Raw genomic sequence first — 23,394 nt, 5'->3', positions numbered from 1 at the left:
GCTAGCTTGATAAAACAGTATGATGCTTTGATTGTTGGAGGAGGGGTGATAGGCTGCTCCATTGCTTATCAAATGTCCAAAAGAGGAAAAAAAGTTCTACTGATAGAGAAGGATAGACTGGCAGGAAAATCATCGAAAGCAGCTGCAGGCATGCTCGGCGTTCAAACCGAATTGAAGGGGGACGGCCCTTTGTATCATCTGGCGAAGGCGAGCCGTGATATGTATCCTTCCTTAGCGACGGATTTAAAAGAGATCAGTGGAATGGACATTGAATATGTGGAAAATGGAATGATTAAGCTGGCGAGAACGGAGGAGGAAGCACAGGAGTTAGTAGAAACGGCTTCTATAGCATCCCTTGGGGAACAAATTAGATGGCTTTCCCCCAACACTCTATTTTCCTATGAACCTCATCTTTCAAAAGATGTGGCAGGCGGATTATACATTCCGAAGGATGGGAACGTCTCAGCACCAAAGCTTACACAAGCCTTAGGGTTGGCTTCGGAAATGCAAGGTGCAGAAATCAGTGAATATACAGACGTGTATGATTTTATGAAAGAGAATAACAAAATCACTGGAGTCAGGACGTCTAAAGGTGACTTTTATGCAGATGAAACGATTGTAGCTGGCGGTGCTTGGAGTCAATTCCTCTTGGATCGACTGAATATGAAATTCAAAAGTTTTCCAGTTAAAGGTGAATGCTTTTCCGTTAAGGTCACCCGGAAAATAGTGGAGCGGACCATCTTTACAGAAGGCTGCTACATTGTTCCAAAAGCGGGTGGGCGTCTTTTAATCGGTGCAACGGAGCATCCCCGTACCTTTGATGAAACGATTACCATAGATGGATTAATGAACCTTATGCATTTGGCCACAACCATCCTTCCTGAATTGGTTGATGCCAAGTGGGAAAAAGCTTGGGCCGGGATACGGCCTCAAACAGAACAAGGGGTACCGTTTATGGGGAGAAGTGAAGAATGGGAGGGACTTTCCATTGCAACAGGGCATTACCGTAATGGTATACTCCTGGCGCCCATAACTGGAGTATTGATGGCAGATCTGATAGAGGGGAAGGAATACCATCCCCTACATTCATACGTAAGGAGCTGAGAAGGTGGATTTACGAATTAACGGACAGCTGGTCACGGTGCCGGAATCAATTTCAACAGTATTGGAATTGATTCATCATTTTAACCTGGAAAACCGAATGATCATCGTTGAACAGAACCAAACCATCCTTGAAAAACAAGAGTACAAGATCACCAAAGTGAAACAAGGGGATACCTTAGAGTTAGTCCAATTTGTAGGAGGCGGTTGAAAATGTTGAAAATCGGAAAGTACACATTCCATTCAAGACTATTACTGGGAACGGGAAAATACCCTGACTTTGATATTCAGAAAAGAGCTGTCGAGGTTTCAGGTGCAGAAATTCTTACATTCACGGTTAGGCGCATGAATATCTTTGAGCCCGGTCAACCCAATTTCTTAGAACAACTGAATCTTGAAAACTATTCATTATTACCGAATACAGCAGGGGCTAAATGTGCTCAGGAAGCGGTCCGGCATGCACAATTGGCAAGAGCTTCAGGGCTCTGTGACATGATTAAGGTAGAAGTGATCGGATGTGATAAAACGCTACTGCCCGATCCCGTCGAAACCCTGAAAGCAACAGAAGAATTAATAAAAGAAGGCTTTACAGTACTTCCATATACTTCTGACGATGTTGTTCTTGCAAGGAGATTAGAAGAATTGGGGGCCCATGCCATCATGCCGGGAGCGTCCCCTATAGGTTCTGGACAGGGAATCATCAATCCAGTCAATCTCCGTTTCATTATTGAGCAAACAAAGGTACCGGTCATTGTGGACGCCGGAATTGGTTCTCCCTCAGATGCAGCTCTTGCAATGGAACTCGGGGCGGATGCTGTATTACTCAATACAGCCATCTCTTCGGCTAAAGATCCCGTTATGATGGCGAATGCTATGAGGCTTGCGGTTGAAGGGGGACGATTCGGATTTGAGGCTGGAAGAATTCCGAAGAAACGTTATGCAACAGCAAGCAGCCCAGAGGAGGGAATGAGTGTTTGATAGAAGATAGATATTCAAGGCAAACGCTGTTTCACCCCATCGGAACAGAGGGACAAAAGTTAATAAGAAATAAACATGTGTTGCTGATCGGGGCGGGAGCACTGGGAACAGGCAATGCAGAAGCCCTTGTGCGTGCAGGTATCGGGAAGTTGACGGTTGTGGATCGTGATTATGTAGAATGGAGTAATTTACAACGTCAGCAGCTATATAACGAGGAAGATGCAAGAAATCGAATCCCCAAAGCTGTAGCGGCAAAAAAAAGACTCCAAGCGATTAATTCAACTGTGAATATTGAAGAGCATATACTGGATGCCATGCCGGAAGAGATGTTGAGACTTGCCAAGAACGTAGATCTTATCATCGATGCAACGGATAACTTTGATACAAGAATGATCATAAATGATATCTCTCAAAAATATTCCATTCCTTGGATTTATGGTGCATGTGTTGGGAGTTATGGACTATCATTCACTATTCTTCCCGGTATCACCCCCTGTCTTCAATGTTTGATCGAAACTGTTCCAATCGGTGGGATGACCTGTGATACAGTGGGCATCATCAGCCCTGCCGTTTCAACAGTGGTGGCTTATCAAACAACGGAAGCATTAAAGATACTGGTAGAAGACATGGAGGCACTTGGAAATAAAGTGGTCTCGTTTGATTTATGGAAAAATGAGCATACTTCCCTGGATGTGAGCAAGCTGAAAAGGCATGGATGCCCTTCATGTGGAGAGCATCGTACATTCCCCAGTCTGAAATACGAAAATCAAACCAAAACAGCAGTCCTTTGTGGGAGGGATTCAGTTCAGATCCGTCCAGTCACAAAACCTGACATCGATCTTATTGAACGATCAAAATCGTTAGAACTCCAGGGGAAACAAGTTGTTAGAAATCCATATTTGATTTCATTCGAGGTTGAATCCTATCGAATCGTACTCTTTCATGATGGACGAACTCTCATTCACGGAACAAAAGATATAAGGGAAGCAAAATCGGTTTATCATCGTTATTTAGGATAAAGGGAGGAGAACAACATGATTCAAAAAGCATTGACGATTGCCGGATCTGATTGTGGCGGTGGAGCGGGGATCCAGGCAGATCTTAAGACGTTTCAGGAGCTGAATGTCTATGGAATGTCTGCCATCACAGCAGTGACGGCGCAAAATACAAGAGGTGTACAAGGTGTGTATCCATTATCAGCTGAGGCTGTCGTTGATCAATTAACATCGATTGCTGAAGATTTACCTCCCCAAGCCATCAAAACGGGCATGCTGGTGAACGAAGACATTATTTCTCATGTTGCCGACTTTGTTCGATTACACTCCTGGAAGAAGCTCGTTGTGGATCCTGTCATGATAGCAAAAGGGGGAGCAGCTTTATTGGAGAGGGAAGCCGTTAACGCATTGATCAATGAATTGATCCCCCTTGCGTTTGTGGTCACGCCGAACATTCCTGAAGCCGAGGCCATAACCGGGCATGAAATCCTCACTGAAGCTGACATTAAAAGAGCGGCTAAAATATTGTTCCAAATGGGGGCAAAACATGTGGTGATAAAAGGTGGACATCAATCTCATGCTCAATCTAGTCAAGCGACTGACATCCTCTTTGATGGAAAAAGATTTTATGAGTTTAGCAGTCCGAGAGTCTTCACACCACATACTCACGGAACAGGGTGTACATTCTCTGCTGTGATTACAGCACAATTAGCAAAAGGACTTACGGTCAGTGGGTCTGTCCAAACGGCCAAACAATTTATCACAGCCGCAATCGGTGACTCACTGGGCATTGGGAGTGAGCACGGACCAACGAATCATTGGGCGTACCATGCAGGTGTGAATGCATGAATCTAAGAGAAAGTCTGCAGTTATATTTTGTGATGGGAAGCCCTAATTGTGAGAAGCATCCGGCACATGTATTAGAGGAAGCCCTTTTAGGCGGTGTTACCATGTTTCAATTTCGTGAAAAAGGTATGGAAGCTTTAGAAGGTGATGCGAAAGTTGAGCTGGCTCATGAGCTGCAGCGTTTATGTTGTAAACACGGTATTCCTTTTATCGTGAATGATGATGTAGAGCTGGCTTTATTAATGAACGCTGATGGAGTACATATCGGTCAGGAGGATGAACCTATCGAAAAAGTCCGTCGGAAAATAGGAAATAGAATACTTGGTGTCTCCTCTCATGACGTGAATGAAGCAAGGTTAGCTATGGAGTCAGGGGCAGACTATCTTGGAGTTGGTCCAATGTTTCCTACCAATACGAAGAATGATTGTAGAGAGGTCAGTGGCCCTAAAATCATTCGATCAATAAGAACAAATGGTATCGATATCCCCCTTGTCGGGGTCGGAGGCATTCATACGGGAAATGCTTCTCAAGTGTTGGCAGCTGGTGCGGACGGTGTAGCAATCATTTCTGCGATTTCAAGACATCCCTTTCGTACGGAAACCTTAGCCCAAGTTGTTCAACAAAGGCTTTTACGATTGTAATCGATCCACAATAAAAAATAAAACCACTATAACAACATATCTCATACTCCCTCATCATACTATACAGTAGACCTCGGTCTAACTTGTATCATCATCGACGATAAGAGGGAGGGGTAAGAATGAATGTCTGGTTTGTTTTGTTAAACATTTTGGTGTTTCTTGTTCTCATTGGTGTATTACTTTATATGCAAAAGAAAAATGTTTCGTTTTCAAAACGGGTGTTTACCGCTCTGGGGCTCGGAATATTATTTGGGCTTGGATTACAGTGGGTATATGAAGCCGGGGATGAAAATGTCACACAATCGATTGAATGGTTTAACATCGTAGGAACCGGCTATATTAAACTACTGCAAATGATTGTCATGCCTTTAGTGTTTGTGTCGATTATATCAGCCTTCACTAAATTAAAACGGTCCCATAATTTAGGAAAGATCTCTGTGCTGATCATTGGATTGCTGGTAGGCACAACAGCCGTTGCTGCAGCTGTCGGGATTGGTACGACCTTGGCTTTTGATTTGGAAGCGATCCAGATTGATCAAGGAGAGGCAGAAGCGGCAAGGGGTGTTCAATTAGAGGAGAGAGCAACGTCCTTAGAAGGTCAGAGTTATCCTCAAAAAATTCTCGAACTTTTGCCTGCGAATCCGTTCTTGGACTTTACAGGGCAAAGAGCAACCTCGACGATCGCTGTCGTTATTTTCGCTGCTTTCATCGGTATCGCTTACTTGGGGGCACAGCGCAAAGAGCCAGAGGCTGCTGAATTCTTCAAGAAGATCGTGGATTCCGTTTATGCTGTAGTGATGAGAATTGTGACTTTGGTGTTACGACTCACTCCATTCGGTGTGTTGGCCATCATGGCTAAGACCGTGGCATTAAGTAATTTTGATGCCATCATGAAGCTTGGAGAATTTGTTGGAGCATCCTATGTTGCCTTGATTATCATGTTTGCCATTCACTTAATCATGCTTACTCTTACTGGTTTAAATCCGGTCACTTATATGAAAAAAGTATTTCCTGTATTAGCATTTGCTTTTACATCGAGATCCAGCGCCGGAACACTTCCGCTTAACATTCAAACACAAAAGAATAAGTTGGGGGTTTCAGAAGGGGTTGCCAACTTCTCGGGATCATTCGGATTATCCATCGGTCAGAACGGTTGTGCAGGTGTGTATCCTGCCATGCTTGCAGTGATGATTGCGCCGACAGTCGGGATCAATCCATTAACTCCTTCCTTTATTCTTACGCTCATCGTAGTGGTGGCCATTAGCTCCTTCGGTGTTGCAGGCGTCGGAGGCGGTGCTACATTTGCGGCTATCCTGGTTCTATCCGCCATGGACCTTCCTGTAGCGTTAGCGGGTCTTTTGATTTCTGTTGAACCTTTGATTGACATGGGGCGTACAGCAGTTAACGTGAGTGGTGCGATGACATCCGGGGTGATAACAAGTAAAGTGACAGGGGATTTGGATAGCGAAACGTATAACAAAGAAATCATTGAAGCAGAAGCGTAAACAAGTGGGCTGGCTCATTCATATATGAGTCAGTTTTTCTTTTGTATGAAAATAAATTTAGGTATTTCCAGTGATTATGATTGAAAATTCAGACTATATTCTTTACTATAGAATTGAACATACCGACCGGTTAGTATCTGAGGTGTGTGAATGAAATGCTGTAAAAGATGAGGAGGAACGACCATGCATGTGAATGAATTATTTGATTTATCAGGTAAAGTTGCCCTTGTGACTGGAGGAGGCAGGGGGCTCGGAAAACAAATCGCGACAGGGTTTGCTGAGGCGGGGGCAAACGTTGTAGTATGCTCTAGAAACGTTGAAGCATGTGAAGACGTGAAGAAGGAATTAGAAGAAATTGGTGTCCAATCACTGGCATTGAAATGTGATGTCACTAATCCTGAAGATGTACAGCACGTTGTAGATGAAACGAAGAAGGTGTTCGGCCGCATTGATATTTTAGTGAATAACAGTGGTGCATCCTGGGGGGCACCTGCAGAAGAAATGCCTCTTGACGCTTGGCATAAAGTGATCAATGTGAATGTAAACGGTACTTTTATTATGTCACAGGCCGTGGGGAAATTAATGCTCGAGCAACAGCAAGGAAAAATCATTAATATTGCTTCCGTAGCAGGTCTTCAAGGTACAGACCCACGTTATATGGATGCCATTGGCTATAGCACCAGTAAAGCAGCGGTCATCAATTTCACGAAGGATCTAGCCGTGAAATGGGGGTCCCGCGGAATTCATGTGAATGCAATTGCACCGGGATTCTTTCCAACAAAAATGTCAAAAGGAATTCTATCTCATGCAGGGGAAGCCATTTTAAACGGAACACCATTAAATCGATTCGGTACAGAAGATGATTTAAAAGGAGCGGCACTTTTCCTGGCGGCTCGTGCATCTGACTTTGTCACTGGTTCAGTTCTCGTCGTGGATGGTGGATCCTCAGCGATGTAACCAAGTGGGAAGTATTACATGTGGTGGTTAAGAAAGGATGGATGTAATGGATTTCTCCTATTCTCCAAAAGTACAAGAATATCAAAATAGAATATCCCGTTTTATGGAAGAATACGTGTACCCGAACGAATCCCTCTATGAAAATCAGCTCAATCAGCATGAAACCCGCTGGAGTGGGGTTCCTACAATCATGGAAGAATTAAAAGCTGAAGCGAAGAAACAGGGATTATGGAACCTATTTCTTCCTCAAAGCGAATATGGGGCAGGGCTCAATAATGTAGAATACGCCCCTCTTTGTGAAATCATGGGGAGATCTCTGATCGGCCCTGAAGTGTTTAATTGCAATGCTCCTGATACAGGAAATATGGAAGTGTTGGAACGTTATGGGACGCCCACTCAAAAACAACAATATCTTATCCCACTTCTAAATGGTGATATCCGTTCGTGTTTCTCTATGACTGAGCCTGATGTCGCGTCTTCCGATGCAACGAATATAAAGGCGAGTATCATCCGGGATGGAGACGAATACATCATTAACGCGAAGAAATGGTGGTCATCTGGCGCCGGTGACCCTCGGTGCAGCTTTTCAATTTTGATGGGAAAAACTGATCCAGAAGCCAGTCGTCATGAACAGCAATCAATGATTATCATCCCGCTTAATACACCGGGTGTGAAAATTGAGCGTATGCTTCCTGTGTTCGGTTACGATCATGCCCCTCATGGTCATGGAGAAATCACCTTTACCGAAGTGAGAGTCCCTCTAGAAAATATGATCTGGGGTGAAGGAAAAGGTTTCGCTATTGCACAAGGAAGATTAGGACCGGGGCGAATCCATCATTGTATGAGATTAATCGGGGCAGCAGAGCGGGCACTTGAAGAATTATGTAAGCGTGTTCAGGATCGTGATGCATTTGGAATGGCGTTGGCAAATCAGGGGGTCGTAAGAGAATGGATTGCGAATTCAAGGATTGAAATCGAACAAGCCCGACTTCTCACAATGAAAGCAGCCTACATGATGGATACAGTCGGCAATAAAGCAGCGAAACAGGAAATCGCCATGATTAAAGTGGTAGCTCCTTCCATGGCTTTACGTGTGATTGACCGGGCCATTCAAGCGTTCGGGGCAGCAGGAGTATCGGATGACTACACGTTGGCAGCTCAATGGGCAAATGCCCGTACACTGCGCCTTGCTGATGGACCTGATGAAGTACACCGCGCCCAATTGGCAAAGTTGGAATTGAGAAAACACGAAAAAGCTTCTCCTGTAGAGAGCTAGAAAGAGAGTTGGATGATGATGAGATTACAAGGGAAAGTTTCCGTTGTTACAGGAGGAGGAGGAGGAATTGGGCGCGCTACAGCACTAAAGTTCTCAAAAGAAGGCGCTGCTGTGGTCGTAGCAGATCTGGATGATGCAAGTGGTGAAGAAACGGTCAGACTCATTCACGAAAAAAAAGGAAGTGCACTCTTTGTCAAGACGAATGTGCGGGAAAGTGAAAGCATTCAATCCCTCGTCCATACAACGGTAGAACATTTCGGAGGTTTCGATATCCTTATCAATAATGCAGGAATCGGACAGTCGGAAGTCAGGAGTATTGATCTGGACGAAAACGAATGGGATGCCGTATTGGATACAAACCTAAAGAGCATTTTTCTGGGAATGAAGTATGCCATACCTGAATTGATGAAAAAAGATGGTGTAATTGTGAATGTATCCAGCCTTCTCGGTTTAAAGGGCCGCAAATACGTGTCAGCCTACAATTCGGCAAAAGGAGGTGTCATCCTACTGACACAAAATGCTGCCCTGGAATATGGAAAGGATAATATTCGAGTGAATGCAGTAGCGCCTGGGGTTATTGATACGAACATCATCAATGGTTGGAAGAAAGATGAGAGGAAATGGTCGGCGATCTCTCAATCAAATGCTCTAAGACGGATTGGAAATCCAGAAGAAGTCGCATCAGCGATTCTGTTTTTAGCTTCTGATGAGGCTTCCTTTATAACCGGTGCCACACTATCTGTTGATGGTGGAGGATTAATCTTTTAAGGTACATTCAGAATTAGCATATGAGTAATCTGAAATGGAAGGAATGATTTTATGACAACTAAATCTTGGCTCAGTCATTACCCTGTAGCGTATGAGACTGAAATTCCTGCGATTGATTTTTCAATACCAGAAATGCTTCGACATACCGTTTCTTCATTCCCGGATCATCCATGTATTAGCTTTTATCAAAAGCGGATAACGTATGGTGAACTTCAAGGTGCCGTCTCCATGCTTGGTTCATCCTTTCAACATATTGGATTGAAGAAAGGAGACAGGGTGGCGATCATGCTCCCCAACTGCCCGCAATATGTGATCTCTTATTATGGAATCCTTACTTTCGGAGGAATTGTCACTCAGGTGAATCCGATGTCAGTTGAAAGGGAATTAATCCATCTGTTAAATGACTCGGGAGCTGAGACAATCGTCGTATTGGACCGTTTTTATCAAATGGTCAAATCCATACAACAGGAAACAGAGATCAAAACGATTATCATAGTCAGCCTCCAGGGGGAAAACAGTTCTTCGGACTACACATTTGATGAATTTTTAATGGCAGGGGATGGTGAAGTATCCGAGGTGTCGATCAATCCTGAAGAAGACGTGGCAGTCCTTCAATATACGGGTGGAACTACCGGTGCATCAAAGGGAGTCATGCTCACTCATAAAAACATTCTTTCAAATGTCATTCAAAGTCAACTCTTCTTTAAAGACAGCATTGAAACTGGGAAAGAAAGAAGCCTGAGTGTGATTCCGTTCTTTCATGTATTTGGGATGAATTCCTGTATGAACTTTGCAGTTTATTCAGCAAATGAGATGATCTTGCTCCCGAGGTTTGAGTTGACCGAAGTATTAACAACGATTAAGAACGAGCAACCTTCCCTGTTTCCAGGTGTGCCGACCATGTACGTGGCGATCACCAATCATCCCCATGCAGAAGAGTACGGCATTGATTCAATTAAGATTTGTAATAGCGGAAGCGCCCCGATGCCAGTTGAGTTATTGAATCAATTCGAAAAGAAAACAGGAGCAAAAATATTAGAGGGATACGGATTATCAGAGGCTTCACCGACGACTCATTGCAACCCCGCTTTTGCACAAAGAAAGCCGGGAACCGTCGGAATTGGATTCCCATCCACAGACTATAAGGTAGTCGATTTAGCAACTGGCACCAAGGAGGTCCCTTTAGGCGATGTGGGTGAACTCATTATTAAAGGCCCTCAAGTCATGAAAGGCTACTGGAATTTACCTGAAGAGACTGCTCACGCCCTTCGAGATGGTTGGCTTTACACGGGAGACATCGCCCGAATGGATGAAGAAGGCTATATATCGATTGTGGACCGAAAGAAAGATCTGATCATTGCATCAGGATACAATGTGTATCCCCGGGAAGTTGAAGAAATCATATACGAGCATCCAAGCGTACAGGAAGCTGTCGTAATCGGTGTCCCGGACTCGTATAGAGGGGAAACGGTAAAAGCAGTGATCGTCTTAAAGAAAGGAGAACAGGCAACTGATAAAGAATTGGTTCATTTCTGTGAGGAGAACATGTCATCATTCAAAGTTCCAAAAATCATTGAGTTTCGTGAGGAGCTTCCAAAGACGAGTGTTGGGAAAATATTACGTAGAGCTCTGCGTGAAAGCGTGACGTAATATGATATAATTCAGGTGATATTTGCAGATTGAGAGGATTTCAGATGAAAGAAAAACTTACAGAACATGCTGTACGCTTATTTGATGAAAAAGGGTTTACCGTTACTTCCATACAGGACATCGTAGAATCCATCGGTGTAACGAAAGGAACATTTTATTACTATTTTTCCAGTAAGGAAGAGCTGCTAAAGGAAATTCACATGCGCTATATTGATGGCTTATTATCTAAACAGGATAAAGTTCTTGGCGATGAGCGGAAGAGCTACATGGAAAAACTTTATGATATAGTCCATCTTTCCATTCTGGACATCAAAGAGCAAGGGGCCAGTGCGAAAGTGTTTTTTAGAGAAATGAGACACTTGAGCAAGGAAAGTCTGGATGCCATTGAGCCTAAGCGGGATATGTATCGCTATAATATTGAAACTCTCCTGAAAGAAGGTAGGAAGAACGGAGACTTTCATGAGGACTTTGACGTTTCGATTGTAGCTTTTGGAATTCTCGGTATGATGAATTGGAGCTATCAATGGTATAAGCCTGATGGTGCGAAATCCGATCAAGAAATTGCCCGGACTTTTGTGAATATGGTATTAAAAGGGATTGAGACAGCGTAAAAGGGAAATCATCTACAGGGTTTCCTTTTGAATCAACATACCAACTGGTTAGTATTTATATAGGGAGATGGCGGACTAATGGAAACCATTACGGTAACGAGTAGATTTTGCGAAACGGATGCATTAGGTCATATCAACAATACAACTTATTTTGTTTATTTAGAAGAAGCAAGAATTAAATTCTTTCAATCACTCGGATTTGATATGGATGTGAAAGACTGGCGTTTTATTCTGGCTTCTACCAAATGCGACTTTGTATCACAAGGGTATTTTAATCAAGAGCTGAAGATCACCACCTATCTATCAAAAATTGGATCAAAGAGCTTTCAGTTAGAGCATGATATCTTATGTGCGAACACCCATCAATTGATCGCAAAGGGAAATGCGGTTATCGTTTATTTTGATTTCCTTGAGCAGCAAAGCAAAATGATCCCTGAGTTGTTAAAGGCGCAGTTAAACACGCATCTGCACTCAGAAAAAACTGAATATTCTTAATGTTGGAGGGGTAAGATGTCTGAAAAAACAGGGTATGAAACGGTATCGGTGCGAGAAGGAGAAGAGCTGAATGCCACCAATCTAAAAAGCTTTTTGAATGAGCATTTCCCTCACTTCCTTCATGAAGAGCTTTCAATTAAACAATTTTCTGCGGGACACTCAAATCTTACGTATCTACTTAAAATGGGTGAATGGGAAGGTGTACTGAGACGCCCTCCATTAGGACCCGTCGCCCCGAAGGCCCACGATATGAAAAGAGAATATAGGATCCTTTCAGAAATTCAACCATTATTCGGGGTTACACCGGAGCCATATGTATTTTCTGATGATGAAAGGATCGTAGGCAGCCCATTTTTTATCATGGAGAGAAAAAAGGGTGAAGTATTTGATACTTCATTTCCCCCGCATCTCCATGTGACATCAGATGTGTGCAGGAAAATATCGGAGGAAATGGTTTCTAAACTGGTTGAACTTCATTCCATTGATCACCGAAAAACAACTCTTCATGAAATCAGCAAGCCCGAACATTTTATGGAAAGACAAGTATTCGGATGGATCAAACGTTACGAGCGTGCCAAAACAAGTGAGATCCGCGAAGTCGATCAGCTGACAAACTGGTTGATAAAGAATGTTCCAGCTAATGCTGAATCGACCATCATTCATTATGATTTTAAATTAAACAATGCCATGTTTTCATCTGACCTGAAATCAATGGTGGGGTTATTTGACTGGGAGATGGCGACCGTCGGCGATCCTCTTGCAGATTTAGGTGTCGCTATGGGGTATTGGATACAGAATGATGATCCAGAGTTATTAAAATTCGGTCTTGGGAAGCCTCCAATAACGATCATGGACGGTTTTTACAGCAGAAGGCAATTTATCGAAGAATATGCCAGGAAAAGCGGCAGAGACGTGAACAATATCCATTTTTATTTATCTTTTGCATATTTTAAGCTCGCAGTCATTGTGCAACAAATCTATTACCGCTTTAAGATGGGGCAAACGAGAGATTCACGATTTTCTCAATTTGATCGGTTTGCGGAATCTTTGATCACACTTGGAAACCAAGCTGCATTCGATCGCCAGGAATAAATACAAGGAGATGAACGAAAACGATGAAATCCTCTTTACTAATAGAAACCACTGACCGGGTGCTTACATTGACATTAAGCAGACCTGATAGCTTGAATTCTTTTGATGAGAGCATGCTTACGGGAATCGTTGAAGCACTGGAGCAGGCAGAACATAATCAGGAAATCAGAGTCATTGTGATTCGCGGTGCCGGGAGGGCCTTTTCTGCAGGCGGCGACGTGAAAACGATGGGGAGCGCCACATCAACTGAAGTCTATGAACACATCGGGATATTAAATAATTGCATTAAAGCAATAAAAGAATTAGATAAACCGGTCATCGCCTCGGTACACGGCTTTGCAGCAGGTGCCGGATTTAATTTAGCCCTGGCCTGCGATTTGATTATCGCTTCAGAAGATAGTCAATTTGCTTTAAGCTTCTCTAAAGTAGGTCTTATATCTGATGGCGGAGGGTCGTATTTTCTTCCACGCATCATCGGTCCACATTTAGCGAAAGAATTCTTCTTTTCAGGAGAACCTGTGGCTGCCGGAAGAATGTATAACTTAGGTGTGGTAAACCGTATTGTCCCATCTGAAAGACTTGAAGAGGAAACAACTGATTGGGCCGGAGAGTTAGCCTTGGGGCCGAGTAAAGCATATGGAATGATGAAGAAAATGATTGATCGTTCATTCACCACATCATTGCATGAAATACTCGAACAAGAACGAATCACACAAACCATGATGATTTCAACTGAAGATCATGCTGAGGGAGTTTCAGCATTTAAAGACAAAAGAATGCCAACTTTTACGGGAAAATAGGAGGGATCAGGATGAAAGCCATTCAGTTCAGAGAGTTTGGAAGCCCTAATGTATTAGAAAATGTGGATATAGATGTTCCTGCGCCACGAGGGAGAGAAGTCCTTATTGAAGTTCAAGCAGCAGCAGTCAATTATGCTGATACAGCAAGACGGGAAGGTCAATATGTGGTAAAAACTCCACTACCATATATTCCGGGTTCTGAAGTGGCGGGAATCGTCAAGAAAGTGGGAGAAGATGTGACGAGAGTAAGAAAGGGAGACCGTGTTGTAGCCATGATGGATTCCGGAGGTTATGCAGAATTTGCCATTACAGATGAGCGTTCGGTGATTCCGCTCCCATATGGATTGGATTTCAAAGAAGCGGCCGCCATACCTGTTCAAGGATTAAGTGCCTATCATATATTAAAAACTTTAGGTAGGTTGCAGCAGGGAGAAAACGTTCTGATTCATGCAGCGGCTGGTGGAGTTGGGTTGCTTGCCGTCCAACTGGCAAAACGTTTTGGAGCAGGTAAGATCATCGCTACGGCAAGTACAGAAGAAAAATTACGTCTTGCTGGGGACATGGGGGCAGACGTATTAGTCAACTACACTCTAGATGGCTGGGAAGCAGATGTCTTAGAAGCTACAAATGGAAAGGGTGTAAATCTGGCATTGGAGATGGCTGGCGGTGATATTTTCTATAAAACGTTAAAATGTCTCGATTATTTCGGAAGAATGGTCATATACGGAGTAGCAAGCGGGGAGCAGAGCAGGTTTTATCCTTCTTCTTTGATGGCAAAGAATCAGTCTGTTATTGGGTTCTTCCTGCCTCCTCTTATGAGAGATGCTGAACTAACGCAGAAAACCCTTCATGAAATCTTTCATTATGTCGCGTCAGGGGAATTGAAAGTAACGGTTGGTCATGTATTTCCTTTAAAGGATGCAGCTAAGGTTCATACACTCATGCAAGCAAGAAAAACGGTAGGAAAGGTAATCCTGCAGCCATAATACTAGCTGGTTAGTATACGATCCATCTTATAGGGGGGAATCTGGATGAACTTAAGGTTATCAGATGAACAAAGGATGATCCAAAAAACGATCCGTAAATTTGTTGAGAGAGAACTAATACCATTAGAAAATGAAGTGCTAAGAAATGAACGGGAAGGAAAACCAAGTCTTTCCCCGGAGAAAAGAAATGAGCTGCAGTTAAAAGCAAAGGAAGCGGGGTTCTGGGGAATCAATACACCAGAAGAGTACGGCGGAGCGGATCTCGGGCAAATGATGATGGCGATTGTTTATATGGAAATCTCCAAAACCTTTGTGCCTTTCAGTTTCGGTGGTTATGCAGATAACATTCTATACTATGCTAACGAAGAACAGAAAAAAACCTATTTGCTTCCCACGATAAATGGAGAGAAAAAGTCCTGCTTCGCCATGACGGAACCGGGAGCCGGGTCCGATACCCAAAACATCCGGATGACCGCAGTGAAGGATGGAAATGAGTGGGTGTTAAATGGTGAAAAAACCTTTATTACGGGCGGAAATGAAGCAGACTTTGTCATGGTCATGGCGGTGACTGATAAGGAAAAGCATCGTAGAACGGGTCGGGACGGAGTAACCTGTTTTATTGCTGATCGAAGCATGGGTTGGACATCTGAATACATTCATACCATGGGGGAATGGGGGCCTGCCAGTCTGTTTTTTGATGATGTGCGTGTGCCTGAAGAAAATATTCTGGGTGAAATCGATGGTGGCTACAATCTTGGCCTGGAATGGATCGGGTTCGCACGCTGGATTGTGGGTGCACAAGCGGTAGGCGCAGCAGAACGTTTACTGCAAATGGCGATTGATTATTCCAAGGAAAGGGAGACATTTGGAAAGCCAATAGCGGATCGACAGGCGATTCAATGGCAGATCGCTGATTCTGCCGTGGAAATCGAAGCTGCCAGATGGCTTGTGCTAAATGCAGCATTCACACTGGATCAAGGAGAAGATAATCGCCATGTTGCATCGATTGCCAAGCTGTACGGATCCAACATGGGCAATCGGGTAGTGGATCGGGTCCTTCAAATTCACGGAGGGATGGGCTACACAAGAGAGCTTCCCATCGAACGCTGGTACCGTGAAGCAAGATTGTGGCGGATTTATGATGGTACTGATGAAATTCAAAGACTGATCATCTCACGGAATCTATTAAAAGGGCATGTGAAAGTGGGCCAATTTGTTTAAAGGATAGGGAGGTAATGTGAATGGGTGAACGATTCAGAGGGAAAGTAGCTTTAGTAACAGGCGGGAGCAGGGGGATCGGTAAAGCGATTGCCAAGCTTTTTGCTCTAGAAGGGGCAAGAGTTGCCATCCTTGACGTGAATGAAAAAGCACTTTTGGAAGTCAGTGAGGAATTGAGCGAATATGAGCTATATACAAAGGTTGCGAATGTAGTAGAATCCCAGGAGGTAGAAGAGGCCATAAACGAAGTCTTTGAAACTTTCGGCTCCGTTGATATTGTCGTCAACAATGCAGGAGTCATCAGAGATAACCTGCTGTTTAAAATGACTGATACAGATTGGCAAACGGTCATGGATGTGCATTTGAAAGGATCATTTAACGTAGCGAAAGCAGCGCAAGGATATATGGTGAAGATCGGATATGGCCGAATTATTAATATCTCTTCTACCTCTGCACTCGGTAACCGGGGACAGGCAAATTACGCTACGGCTAAAGCAGGTCTTCAAGGTTTAACGAAAACTCTGGCTATAGAGCTTGGTCCTCTGGGTATTACGACCAATGCTGTCGCCCCAGGATTTATCGAAACGGAAATGACTAGAGAAACGGCAAAACGGATCGGAATAACCTTTGAACAACTGGTGGAAGCGAGTCTTCAAGGCATTCCGGTAGGAAGAAGCGGGCAACCGGAAGATATAGCGAATGCAGTGGCGTTTTTTGCGGATGCAAGATCGTCATTCGTTAATGGACAAATCCTCTACGTAGCTGGAGGGCCAAAAGCCTAATGGGGGAAAGAGGTGAAGGATATGTTTCAATCTTATATCGGTAAACGCTCAACTTCCATAGAAAATTGTGTAGAAAAAGGAGCGGTTCATAAGTTTGCCGAAGCCATCGGTGATCCACATCCCATATATGTGGATGTAGCAGCAGGAAAAAGGTCCAGATACAGGGGGAATATTGCTCCCCCTACTTTTCCACGAGTGTTCGACTATGGAACGATTGAAGGTTTTCATTTACCTAACGTCGGATTAATTCATGGGGAACAATCGTTTCATTATGAAAGACCACTGAAGGTCGGGGAATGTATTCAGTGTTATACAGAGATAAAAGATTACTATGAGCGGAAAGGTTCGGGTGGAACACTTGGCTTTCTTGTAATAGAAGATATAGGGGAAGACTCAGGAGGGAATAGGATTTTCACCTCCGAAGCGATCGTCATTATCACTGAAGCGGTCAGAGAGAGGTTGGGAAAATGACTAAACTATCATCCTTTAATATTGGTGAAAGGCTTCCCATTGTTGAATTAGCTCCAGTCTCGAGAATCGACTTAATCAAATACGCAGGCGCATCTGGGGATTATAACCCCATTCATACGATCGATGATGAGGCACATAAATTGGGTCTTCCAGGTGTCATTGCCCATGGCATGTGGTCAATGGGTAATGTCTCCAAGCTTTTTAGTGATCATTATGAAGAAGGATTTATCAAAGAGTATACCGTCCGCTTTAAAGGGATGGTTTTTTTGGACGATGTCATTACATTGAGTGCAGAAGTATCAGAAAAACAGGAGGATCATTTGCATTTTAACGTTTTTGCCGTCAATCAGGACCAGAAGAAAGTGATTGACGGTAAATTGATATTTCAATTATTTTAATCATCCTTGTCAAAATAGTGTCCTATAGCTTTCATAAAGCGAATAGAAATAAAGAGAATGAAAGATTTCCAAGAAAAATAAGTCAAAAGACTTAAATCCGATAGAAAAACTCGGGTTGACTTCCCGGCAGAATGTGATATTATTTAGAATATTAAAATTAATAACTCTTATCCAGAGTGGTGGAGGGATCTGGCCCCGCGAAGCCCAGCAACCTACGTTATGTAAGGTGCTAATTCCAGCAAAATGTGAAGTCATTTTGGAAGATAAGGTATCCTTACCTGAACAACTTTCCAAAATGGAAGGTTGTTTTTTTCATTCATGATTTTTCTGGATAAGATGAAAATTGGGGGAATCATGTGACTAAAGAAAATAATCAAGAAGCACAGTATGATGTAGTAGTGGAGAAGATCACTTCGATGTTGAAGACGATGAGTTTCGGGTCAATTACTATCGTGGTGCAGGACGGTAAAGTCATTCAATTGGAGAAAAACGAGAAAGTGCGAATTAAATAAGCTGACTAGACAAACTAGAGGCGCATAACACAGATAAAGGAAATCCCTATTATCTTGTTATTGCCTCTTTTTGTTTGGATGAGCGGGAAAGGGGTGTATCATGTTAACCTATCAAACTTGGAAAAAACCATCGGTCCAATTTGAAATTGATCCGGTCTATAAAGGAGCGGTAAACGTACTTGAGTGGACGTATGAACATTATGGTAAAAGTGTTGTATATGCATGCAGTTTTGGGATAGAAGGGATCGTATTAATCGACCTCTTAACCAAGGTACAACCTGAAGCAACCATCGTATTTCTTGATACGGGTGTTCATTTCAAAGAAACTTACGAAACGATTGAAAAGGTGAAGGAGAAGTATCCTGGTATCACCATTCATATGAAAAAGCCTGAATTGACGATCCAAGAGCAAGCAGAAACATATGGTGATAAGTTGTGGGAGCGAAATCCGAACAAATGCTGTCAGATTCGAAAGCTCGATCCTTTAAAAGAAACCTTAACCAAAGGAAATGCCTGGATTTCAGGATTAAGAAGGGAGCAATCACCGACAAGAAGTGGGGTTGAATTCATCAATAAAGATGATAAGTTTCAATCGGTTAAGATTTGCCCTTTGATTCACTGGACCTGGAAAGAGATTTGGAGGTATGTCCATAAACATAACCTATCCTATAATCCACTTCATGATCAGGGGTATCCAAGTATCGGATGCTTTCATTGTACAACGAAAGCCATAGACATCAATGATCTCCGCTCCGGAAGATGGAAAGGAAAAGGGAAAACCGAATGCGGTCTGCATTAGAAGAGGTGACATTCTTTGATTGAAGTATTCGCCCTGATCATAAGTTTGTTTTTCGCTATGAACATTGGTGCCAGTGGAGCGGCAGCATCGATGGGTGTTGCGTATGGAGCAGGAGCCATAAAGAACATCAGGGTTGCATTATGGATCTGCGCAGCCGGTGTCCTGAGCGGGGCGGTATTAGGTGGTGGAGAAGTAGTGAAAACCATAAGTTCAGGGATTATCCCTCAACATGTACTCTCCATCAAAATCGTGGTCATCATTTTGTTATCCGCCACCATTTCCTTGTTTCTGGCAAATGTGATCGGGATCCCGCTGTCTACAAGTGAAGTAACGGTCGGAGCGGTTGTAGGAGTCGGAGTCGCATATCAAGTTCTTTATGTGAAGTCACTTTTAACGATTATGTCATTCTGGGTGATTGTCCCGATCATTGCCTTCGGTGTGACGTGGGTATTCGGTATAGGTTTAGTAAAGCTTGAAAAGCGCGGTTTCCATTTTGAAAAAAGGTGGCTTGCATACCTTTTGATCATCACAGGGTTCTTTGAAGCCTTTTCGGCAGGGATGAATAATGTAGCCAACGCCATCGGTCCATTAGTGGGGGCGGGATTAATGTCTCCCTCGCGGGGGATTTGGCTGGGAGGTTTATTCGTTGCCCTCGGAGCTGTCTTACTGGGGAAAAAAGTAGTGGAAACAAACGGGAAAAAAATTACACACTATTCAAAAGCCGAAGGAATTGTCATTTCCTCTACAGGAGCGATCCTTGTGATGGTGAGCTCACTGTATGGATTACCGATCCCGCTGACTCAGGTTACTTCGTCCTCTATCATCGGCCTCGGGATGGCGAAGAACGGAAAACATATGCTACAAAAGAAAATTGTCAAAAAAATCGTCAAAATTTGGGTGGTCTCCCCCTTGATATCACTCAGTATTTCTTATTTTTTGGTAAAGCTCGTGATCGATAGCGATATGTATTCGATCGTGGTTCCAATAAGCGTCATTATCGCTACTGTGGGAGCATTATCCCTCATGCGAGTGATCAATGAAGAAAGGCGATCGGTTCACGAAGACGGAGGCGGAATTTAATCTTAATTCCGATTAAAACAATATGTTAAGGAGGATAAATGATGAGTTTACAGCCCCACGGAGGAAAGCTTGTTCAATCATATTTACCAGAAGAACCTTATGAGGATATTCTCCATGAGATTCCTTTAGACGAAACCGCGTTAAGTGATTTGGAACTCATTGGAATAGGTGCTTACAGCCCAATAAGTGGATTCTTGACCGAAGTAGATTATCAACAAGTGGTGGAAACGTTACGATTGGGAAATGGCAATGTGTGGAGCATCCCGATTACCCTGCCCATTGCAAAAGAAAAAACAGGAGACGTAAAGAAAGGCTTTAAGAGCCGTCTTGTTTATAAGGGAGAAACCTATGGACTCATTGAAGTAGAGGATATTTATGAACCAGATAAACAGAAAGAAGCTCTTCTCGTATACGGAACGACCGACGCGGATCATCCAGGTGTCAAGAAGTTATTCCAACGGGGAGATGTGTATGTAGGTGGGAAGGTCAGTCTTATTAAACGTATTTCCAAACCTTTCACCGAGTATACATTTGACCCAAGCCAAACCAGAAAGTTGTTTAAGGAAAAGGGATGGAAAACGATTGTCGGATTTCAAACGAGAAATCCTGTTCACAGGGCCCACGAGTATATTCAGAAAACGGCATTGGAAACCGTTGATGCACTCTTCTTAAATCCATTGGTTGGCGAAACAAAGGCGGATGATATCTCAGCGGGCATCAGAATGGAGAGTTATGAAGTTCTGTTACAAAACTACTACCCTAAAGATCGTGTGTTTTTAGGAGTATTCCCTGCTGCCATGAGGTACGCGGGTCCAAGGGAAGCCATCTTCCATGCACTGGTACGAAAAAATTATGGATGCACGCATTTTATAGTCGGAAGAGATCATGCAGGTGTTGGGGATTATTATGGAACGTATGATGCCCAGAAAATATTTGATCAGTTCAGTGAAGGTGAGATAGGGATTACCCCTCTCCGCTTTGAGCATAGTTTTTACTGTGAGAGATGCGAAGGGATGGCGACTACGAAAACATGTCCTCATAATAAGACCGACCACGTTATTTTATCAGGGACAAAAGTGAGAGGGATGCTCCGCAACGGGGAAGTTCCCCCTTCAACGTTCAGTCGCCCTGAAGTAATCGAAGTGTTGATTAGAGGTCTAAAACAAGAAGCTGGACATACGACTTAAGGAGGGTACGGGGTTGAATGAAAAAACAGGAAACATCGTATGGCATGAAACTGCAGTAACGAAACAGGAGAGACGAAAAAAAAATGGACATCAAAGCTTTATATTATGGTTCACGGGTTTATCCGCTTCAGGGAAATCGAGTGTAGCCAATGCATTGTCTCACTCCCTTTTCCAACAAGGAAAACAAGTCTATGTTCTGGACGGAGATAATGTCCGTCATGGATTAAATCATGATTTGGGATTCAAGGAAGAAGATCGTAAGGAGAATATCCGGAGAATCGGTGAGGTGTCCAAACTTTTCATCGATAGCGGACAAATTGTGCTGACGGCCTTTATTTCACCTTACAGGGAAGACCGTGCTCTCGTACGAAGTTTAGTGGAGACTGATGAATTTATCGAAGTATATGTGCACTGTTCGTTAGAAGAATGTGAAAAACGTGATCCAAAAGGATTGTACAAAAAAGCCCGTAAAGAGGAAATCACTCATTTCACAGGAATCAGTGCTCCTTATGAGGCACCTGAAAAACCGGAAGTGGTACTGGATACAGAGAAACATTCAATTGAAGAATGCGTGGAATACTTACTAACTGTATTAAACCAAAAACAGCTTATATAGGGGGAGAAAAGCATGGCATATTCAAAATCATGGGAGTCAAATGAAAAATTGAATAAAACCGAACAATGGAAACTGGAGAAAGACGGGTTGTCTATCTTTGAAGATATTCCATATTATGCGGAAAATGGATTCTCTTCGATTCCGAAAGAAGAGTGGGATAAGTTTAAATGGGCAGGTTTATATTTACAAAGACCAAAGGAAGACGGCTATTTCATGATGAGAGTGAACGTCCCGTCGGGCATCCTGACCTATGAACAGGCACGGGAGCTTGCTGCCATTTGTAAAGAGTATGGAAGAGACGTCTATGACATCACCACCCGACAGGCGATCCAATTTCACTGGTTGAAGATCGAACAGATTCCCGACATCTTTAATCGTCTGGAAAAGGTCGGATTGTCTTCTGCCGGTGCATGTGGTGATATTACACGTAATATCGTCGGGAACCCCTTGGCAGGAATCGATCCTGATGAACTTTTCGATACAAGGAGCATTGTAAAAGACGTATATGATTTCTTCCAACACAATGAAGATTTTTCAAATTTACCTCGAAAATATAAAGTAGCAATCTCCGCAAATATCAAGAATGCGTCGAATGCTGAAATCAATTGTGTTTCCTTTGTTCCGGCAAAAAAGCTGATAGACGGTAACGAAGAAGTCGGCTTCCATCTGAAGATTGGTGGAGGATTGTCCGCAAGACCATTCCTCGCGCAAGAGTTGGATGTATTCATCCTTCCTCACCAAGTGAAGGAAGTTGCGATAGCCGTCACCACGATTTTTCGCGACTTCGGTTATCGGGAAAAAAGACATTTGGCCCGGTTAAAGTTTTTAATGGCCGATTGGGGTCCAGAGAAATTCAAGGAAACTCTATTACAGTATGTTGAGCTTTTACCTGCTGGAGTGGATGCCGTGGAAGGGTGGAATGCGGGATATTTCTACGGAGTACATCCACAGAAACAGGAAGGACTCAATTATGTGGGACTGAATGTACCGGTAGGACGCTTAAATTCAGATGAAGTATATGAGCTCGCGAAGATTTCCAAGAAATACGGGAATGGAGAACTGAGAAACTGTAACTCTCAAAATCTTATCATTCCCAATATACCAGATGAACACGTTGCTGCTTTGCTTTCTGAGAAAATCTTTGATCGCATTTCAACAAGTCCCCTATCCTTCATCGGGTATTCCGTATCATGCACAGGGATCGAATATTGTAATTTAGCTTTAGTGGAAACGAAGGAACGGATGAGACAAATCGCCAATCAATTGGATCAGGAACTTTCATTGGATGTCCCTGTCAGAATCCACATGGTGGGATGCCCGAATTCATGCGGTCAACGACAAATAGCAGATATCGGACTTCAAGGAATTAAAATGAGAACGAAAGATAAGAAGATGATTGAAGCATTTGAAATATACGTCGGAGGAACACTTCAAGACGGTGGAAAACTGAATGAAAAGTTAAAAGGGAAAGTGGAGGCCGGCAATCTGACAGGGGTGGTCAAGCAATTGCTCCTTCATTTTAAACAAACAAAAGAACCGGGAGAAGCCTTTTTTGACTACATCAACCGGGTTGGTACCGCTCCCCTTCAAGAATCGTTAGATAAATTACTTCAGGAAGCTTAAGGAGGGA

26 protein-coding genes and 1 riboswitch are annotated in these 23,394 nt (G+C 43.2%); all 26 genes read left to right on the top strand.

The features are described from left to right. The first annotated feature begins 6 nt into the window (after window positions 1-6). Window positions 7-1,104 carry a glycine oxidase ThiO gene (thiO, locus tag ACXAF2_RS01020; RefSeq protein ID WP_475136979.1) on the top strand — a complete coding sequence of 366 codons (1,098 nt, stop codon included), beginning with the start codon at window positions 7-9 and terminating at the stop codon, window positions 1,102-1,104. 4 nt (window positions 1,105-1,108) lie between these two features. After that, window positions 1,109-1,312: a sulfur carrier protein ThiS gene (gene thiS, locus ACXAF2_RS01015; RefSeq protein ID WP_475136978.1), complete on the top strand. Its 204-nt coding sequence runs from the start codon at window positions 1,109-1,111 to the stop codon at window positions 1,310-1,312. A gap of 2 nt (window positions 1,313-1,314) precedes the next feature. Beyond that, complete coding sequence (locus ACXAF2_RS01010; protein ID WP_475136977.1) at window positions 1,315-2,079, top strand: thiazole synthase; 765 nt, start codon at window positions 1,315-1,317, stop codon at window positions 2,077-2,079. Then, on the top strand, window positions 2,079-3,098 hold the full coding sequence (locus tag ACXAF2_RS01005) for a thiazole biosynthesis adenylyltransferase ThiF (protein WP_475139061.1): 1,020 nt from the start codon (window positions 2,079-2,081) through the stop codon (window positions 3,096-3,098). The genes ACXAF2_RS01010 and ACXAF2_RS01005 overlap by 1 nt, the downstream gene beginning before the upstream one ends. Before the next feature lie 15 nt (window positions 3,099-3,113). After that, window positions 3,114-3,923 (top strand): bifunctional hydroxymethylpyrimidine kinase/phosphomethylpyrimidine kinase, encoded by an 810-nt coding sequence (thiD, locus tag ACXAF2_RS01000; protein ID WP_475136976.1) that lies wholly within the window; start codon window positions 3,114-3,116, stop codon window positions 3,921-3,923. Then, window positions 3,920-4,561 (top strand): thiamine phosphate synthase, encoded by a 642-nt coding sequence (gene thiE, locus ACXAF2_RS00995; protein ID WP_475136975.1) that lies wholly within the window; start codon window positions 3,920-3,922, stop codon window positions 4,559-4,561. Before thiD ends, thiE begins: the two co-directional genes overlap by 4 nt. 119 nt (window positions 4,562-4,680) lie before the next feature. Then, window positions 4,681-6,066, top strand: coding sequence for an L-cystine transporter (locus ACXAF2_RS00990; protein WP_475136974.1), 1,386 nt, complete (start codon window positions 4,681-4,683; stop codon window positions 6,064-6,066). 183 nt (window positions 6,067-6,249) lie between these two features. After that, window positions 6,250-7,023, top strand: coding sequence for an SDR family oxidoreductase (locus ACXAF2_RS00985; RefSeq protein WP_475136973.1), 774 nt, complete (start codon window positions 6,250-6,252; stop codon window positions 7,021-7,023). Between the two features lie 46 nt (window positions 7,024-7,069). Then, window positions 7,070-8,299, top strand: coding sequence for an acyl-CoA dehydrogenase family protein (locus ACXAF2_RS00980; RefSeq protein WP_475139060.1), 1,230 nt, complete (start codon window positions 7,070-7,072; stop codon window positions 8,297-8,299). Window positions 8,300-8,317: 18 nt separating this feature from the next. Continuing rightward, window positions 8,318-9,067: an SDR family NAD(P)-dependent oxidoreductase gene (locus tag ACXAF2_RS00975; RefSeq protein WP_475139059.1), complete on the top strand. Its 750-nt coding sequence runs from the start codon at window positions 8,318-8,320 to the stop codon at window positions 9,065-9,067. Window positions 9,068-9,118: 51 nt separating this feature from the next. Next, window positions 9,119-10,717: a long-chain-fatty-acid--CoA ligase gene (locus ACXAF2_RS00970; protein ID WP_475136972.1), complete on the top strand. Its 1,599-nt coding sequence runs from the start codon at window positions 9,119-9,121 to the stop codon at window positions 10,715-10,717. Window positions 10,718-10,761: 44 nt separating this feature from the next. Further along, the gene (locus ACXAF2_RS00965; RefSeq protein WP_475136971.1) at window positions 10,762-11,328 is read left to right on the top strand and encodes a TetR/AcrR family transcriptional regulator; all 567 of its coding nucleotides are present in this window, start codon (window positions 10,762-10,764) and stop codon (window positions 11,326-11,328) included. 78 nt (window positions 11,329-11,406) lie between these two features. After that, window positions 11,407-11,823 (top strand): acyl-CoA thioesterase, encoded by a 417-nt coding sequence (locus ACXAF2_RS00960; protein ID WP_148968928.1) that lies wholly within the window; start codon window positions 11,407-11,409, stop codon window positions 11,821-11,823. 15 nt (window positions 11,824-11,838) lie between these two features. Continuing rightward, window positions 11,839-12,915: a phosphotransferase family protein gene (locus ACXAF2_RS00955; RefSeq protein WP_475136970.1), complete on the top strand. Its 1,077-nt coding sequence runs from the start codon at window positions 11,839-11,841 to the stop codon at window positions 12,913-12,915. 23 nt (window positions 12,916-12,938) lie between these two features. Next, the gene (locus ACXAF2_RS00950) at window positions 12,939-13,715 is read left to right on the top strand and encodes an enoyl-CoA hydratase/isomerase family protein (RefSeq protein WP_475136969.1); all 777 of its coding nucleotides are present in this window, start codon (window positions 12,939-12,941) and stop codon (window positions 13,713-13,715) included. Window positions 13,716-13,726: 11 nt separating this feature from the next. After that, on the top strand, window positions 13,727-14,701 hold the full coding sequence (locus ACXAF2_RS00945; protein ID WP_475136968.1) for a quinone oxidoreductase family protein: 975 nt from the start codon (window positions 13,727-13,729) through the stop codon (window positions 14,699-14,701). A 45-nt stretch (window positions 14,702-14,746) separates the two neighbouring features. Then, window positions 14,747-15,922, top strand: a complete 1,176-nt coding sequence (locus tag ACXAF2_RS00940) for an acyl-CoA dehydrogenase family protein (RefSeq protein WP_475136967.1) — start codon at window positions 14,747-14,749, stop codon at window positions 15,920-15,922. 20 nt (window positions 15,923-15,942) lie between these two features. Then, the gene (gene fabG / locus ACXAF2_RS00935; protein WP_475136966.1) at window positions 15,943-16,701 is read left to right on the top strand and encodes a 3-oxoacyl-ACP reductase FabG; all 759 of its coding nucleotides are present in this window, start codon (window positions 15,943-15,945) and stop codon (window positions 16,699-16,701) included. 21 nt (window positions 16,702-16,722) lie between these two features. Further along, window positions 16,723-17,172 carry a MaoC family dehydratase N-terminal domain-containing protein gene (locus tag ACXAF2_RS00930; protein WP_475136965.1) on the top strand — a complete coding sequence of 150 codons (450 nt, stop codon included), beginning with the start codon at window positions 16,723-16,725 and terminating at the stop codon, window positions 17,170-17,172. Then, window positions 17,169-17,570, top strand: coding sequence for a MaoC/PaaZ C-terminal domain-containing protein (locus tag ACXAF2_RS00925; protein WP_475136964.1), 402 nt, complete (start codon window positions 17,169-17,171; stop codon window positions 17,568-17,570). Before ACXAF2_RS00930 ends, ACXAF2_RS00925 begins: the two co-directional genes overlap by 4 nt. Before the next feature lie 164 nt (window positions 17,571-17,734). Beyond that, window positions 17,735-17,840, top strand: a riboswitch (SAM riboswitch). Window positions 17,841-17,926: 86 nt separating this feature from the next. Then, window positions 17,927-18,082, top strand: a complete 156-nt coding sequence (locus ACXAF2_RS00920) for a YezD family protein (protein ID WP_262372569.1) — start codon at window positions 17,927-17,929, stop codon at window positions 18,080-18,082. Window positions 18,083-18,182: 100 nt separating this feature from the next. Then, window positions 18,183-18,881 (top strand): phosphoadenylyl-sulfate reductase, encoded by a 699-nt coding sequence (locus ACXAF2_RS00915; protein WP_475136963.1) that lies wholly within the window; start codon window positions 18,183-18,185, stop codon window positions 18,879-18,881. Window positions 18,882-18,899: 18 nt separating this feature from the next. After that, a complete protein-coding gene (locus ACXAF2_RS00910; RefSeq protein ID WP_475139057.1) occupies window positions 18,900-19,961 on the top strand; it encodes an inorganic phosphate transporter in 1,062 nt (353 codons plus the stop codon). Window positions 19,962-20,002: 41 nt separating this feature from the next. Continuing rightward, window positions 20,003-21,148 carry a sulfate adenylyltransferase gene (gene sat, locus ACXAF2_RS00905; RefSeq protein WP_475136962.1) on the top strand — a complete coding sequence of 382 codons (1,146 nt, stop codon included), beginning with the start codon at window positions 20,003-20,005 and terminating at the stop codon, window positions 21,146-21,148. Window positions 21,149-21,161: 13 nt separating this feature from the next. Then, window positions 21,162-21,764 (top strand): adenylyl-sulfate kinase, encoded by a 603-nt coding sequence (cysC, locus tag ACXAF2_RS00900; RefSeq protein ID WP_475136961.1) that lies wholly within the window; start codon window positions 21,162-21,164, stop codon window positions 21,762-21,764. 12 nt (window positions 21,765-21,776) lie between these two features. Continuing rightward, window positions 21,777-23,387: a nitrite/sulfite reductase gene (locus ACXAF2_RS00895; RefSeq protein ID WP_475136960.1), complete on the top strand. Its 1,611-nt coding sequence runs from the start codon at window positions 21,777-21,779 to the stop codon at window positions 23,385-23,387. Window positions 23,388-23,394 lie beyond the last annotated feature (7 nt).

Source organism: Rossellomorea sp. ABR4_004 (assembly GCF_056159585.1).
Note: the sequence above shows the minus strand (reverse complement) of the source record. Positions and strands in the feature narration are given on the sequence as shown.

Excerpts from the sequence above, each read along its gene's own strand:
- ACXAF2_RS01010 (WP_475136977.1), top strand. The coding sequence starts at position 1,315 with ATGTTGAAAATCGGAAAGTACACATTCCATTCAAGACTATTACTGGGA.
- thiD (WP_475136976.1), top strand. The coding sequence starts at position 3,114 with ATGATTCAAAAAGCATTGACGATTGCCGGATCTGATTGTGGCGGTGGA.
- thiE (WP_475136975.1), top strand. The coding sequence starts at position 3,920 with ATGAATCTAAGAGAAAGTCTGCAGTTATATTTTGTGATGGGAAGCCCT.
- ACXAF2_RS00990 (WP_475136974.1), top strand. The coding sequence starts at position 4,681 with ATGAATGTCTGGTTTGTTTTGTTAAACATTTTGGTGTTTCTTGTTCTC.
- ACXAF2_RS00985 (WP_475136973.1), top strand. The coding sequence starts at position 6,250 with ATGCATGTGAATGAATTATTTGATTTATCAGGTAAAGTTGCCCTTGTG.
- ACXAF2_RS00980 (WP_475139060.1), top strand. The coding sequence starts at position 7,070 with ATGGATTTCTCCTATTCTCCAAAAGTACAAGAATATCAAAATAGAATA.
- ACXAF2_RS00975 (WP_475139059.1), top strand. The coding sequence starts at position 8,318 with ATGAGATTACAAGGGAAAGTTTCCGTTGTTACAGGAGGAGGAGGAGGA.
- ACXAF2_RS00970 (WP_475136972.1), top strand. The coding sequence starts at position 9,119 with ATGACAACTAAATCTTGGCTCAGTCATTACCCTGTAGCGTATGAGACT.
- ACXAF2_RS00965 (WP_475136971.1), top strand. The coding sequence starts at position 10,762 with ATGAAAGAAAAACTTACAGAACATGCTGTACGCTTATTTGATGAAAAA.
- ACXAF2_RS00960 (WP_148968928.1), top strand. The coding sequence starts at position 11,407 with ATGGAAACCATTACGGTAACGAGTAGATTTTGCGAAACGGATGCATTA.
- ACXAF2_RS00955 (WP_475136970.1), top strand. The coding sequence starts at position 11,839 with ATGTCTGAAAAAACAGGGTATGAAACGGTATCGGTGCGAGAAGGAGAA.
- ACXAF2_RS00950 (WP_475136969.1), top strand. The coding sequence starts at position 12,939 with ATGAAATCCTCTTTACTAATAGAAACCACTGACCGGGTGCTTACATTG.
- ACXAF2_RS00945 (WP_475136968.1), top strand. The coding sequence starts at position 13,727 with ATGAAAGCCATTCAGTTCAGAGAGTTTGGAAGCCCTAATGTATTAGAA.
- ACXAF2_RS00940 (WP_475136967.1), top strand. The coding sequence starts at position 14,747 with ATGAACTTAAGGTTATCAGATGAACAAAGGATGATCCAAAAAACGATC.
- fabG (WP_475136966.1), top strand. The coding sequence starts at position 15,943 with ATGGGTGAACGATTCAGAGGGAAAGTAGCTTTAGTAACAGGCGGGAGC.
- ACXAF2_RS00930 (WP_475136965.1), top strand. The coding sequence starts at position 16,723 with ATGTTTCAATCTTATATCGGTAAACGCTCAACTTCCATAGAAAATTGT.
- ACXAF2_RS00925 (WP_475136964.1), top strand. The coding sequence starts at position 17,169 with ATGACTAAACTATCATCCTTTAATATTGGTGAAAGGCTTCCCATTGTT.
- ACXAF2_RS00915 (WP_475136963.1), top strand. The coding sequence starts at position 18,183 with ATGTTAACCTATCAAACTTGGAAAAAACCATCGGTCCAATTTGAAATT.
- sat (WP_475136962.1), top strand. The coding sequence starts at position 20,003 with ATGAGTTTACAGCCCCACGGAGGAAAGCTTGTTCAATCATATTTACCA.
- ACXAF2_RS00895 (WP_475136960.1), top strand. The coding sequence starts at position 21,777 with ATGGCATATTCAAAATCATGGGAGTCAAATGAAAAATTGAATAAAACC.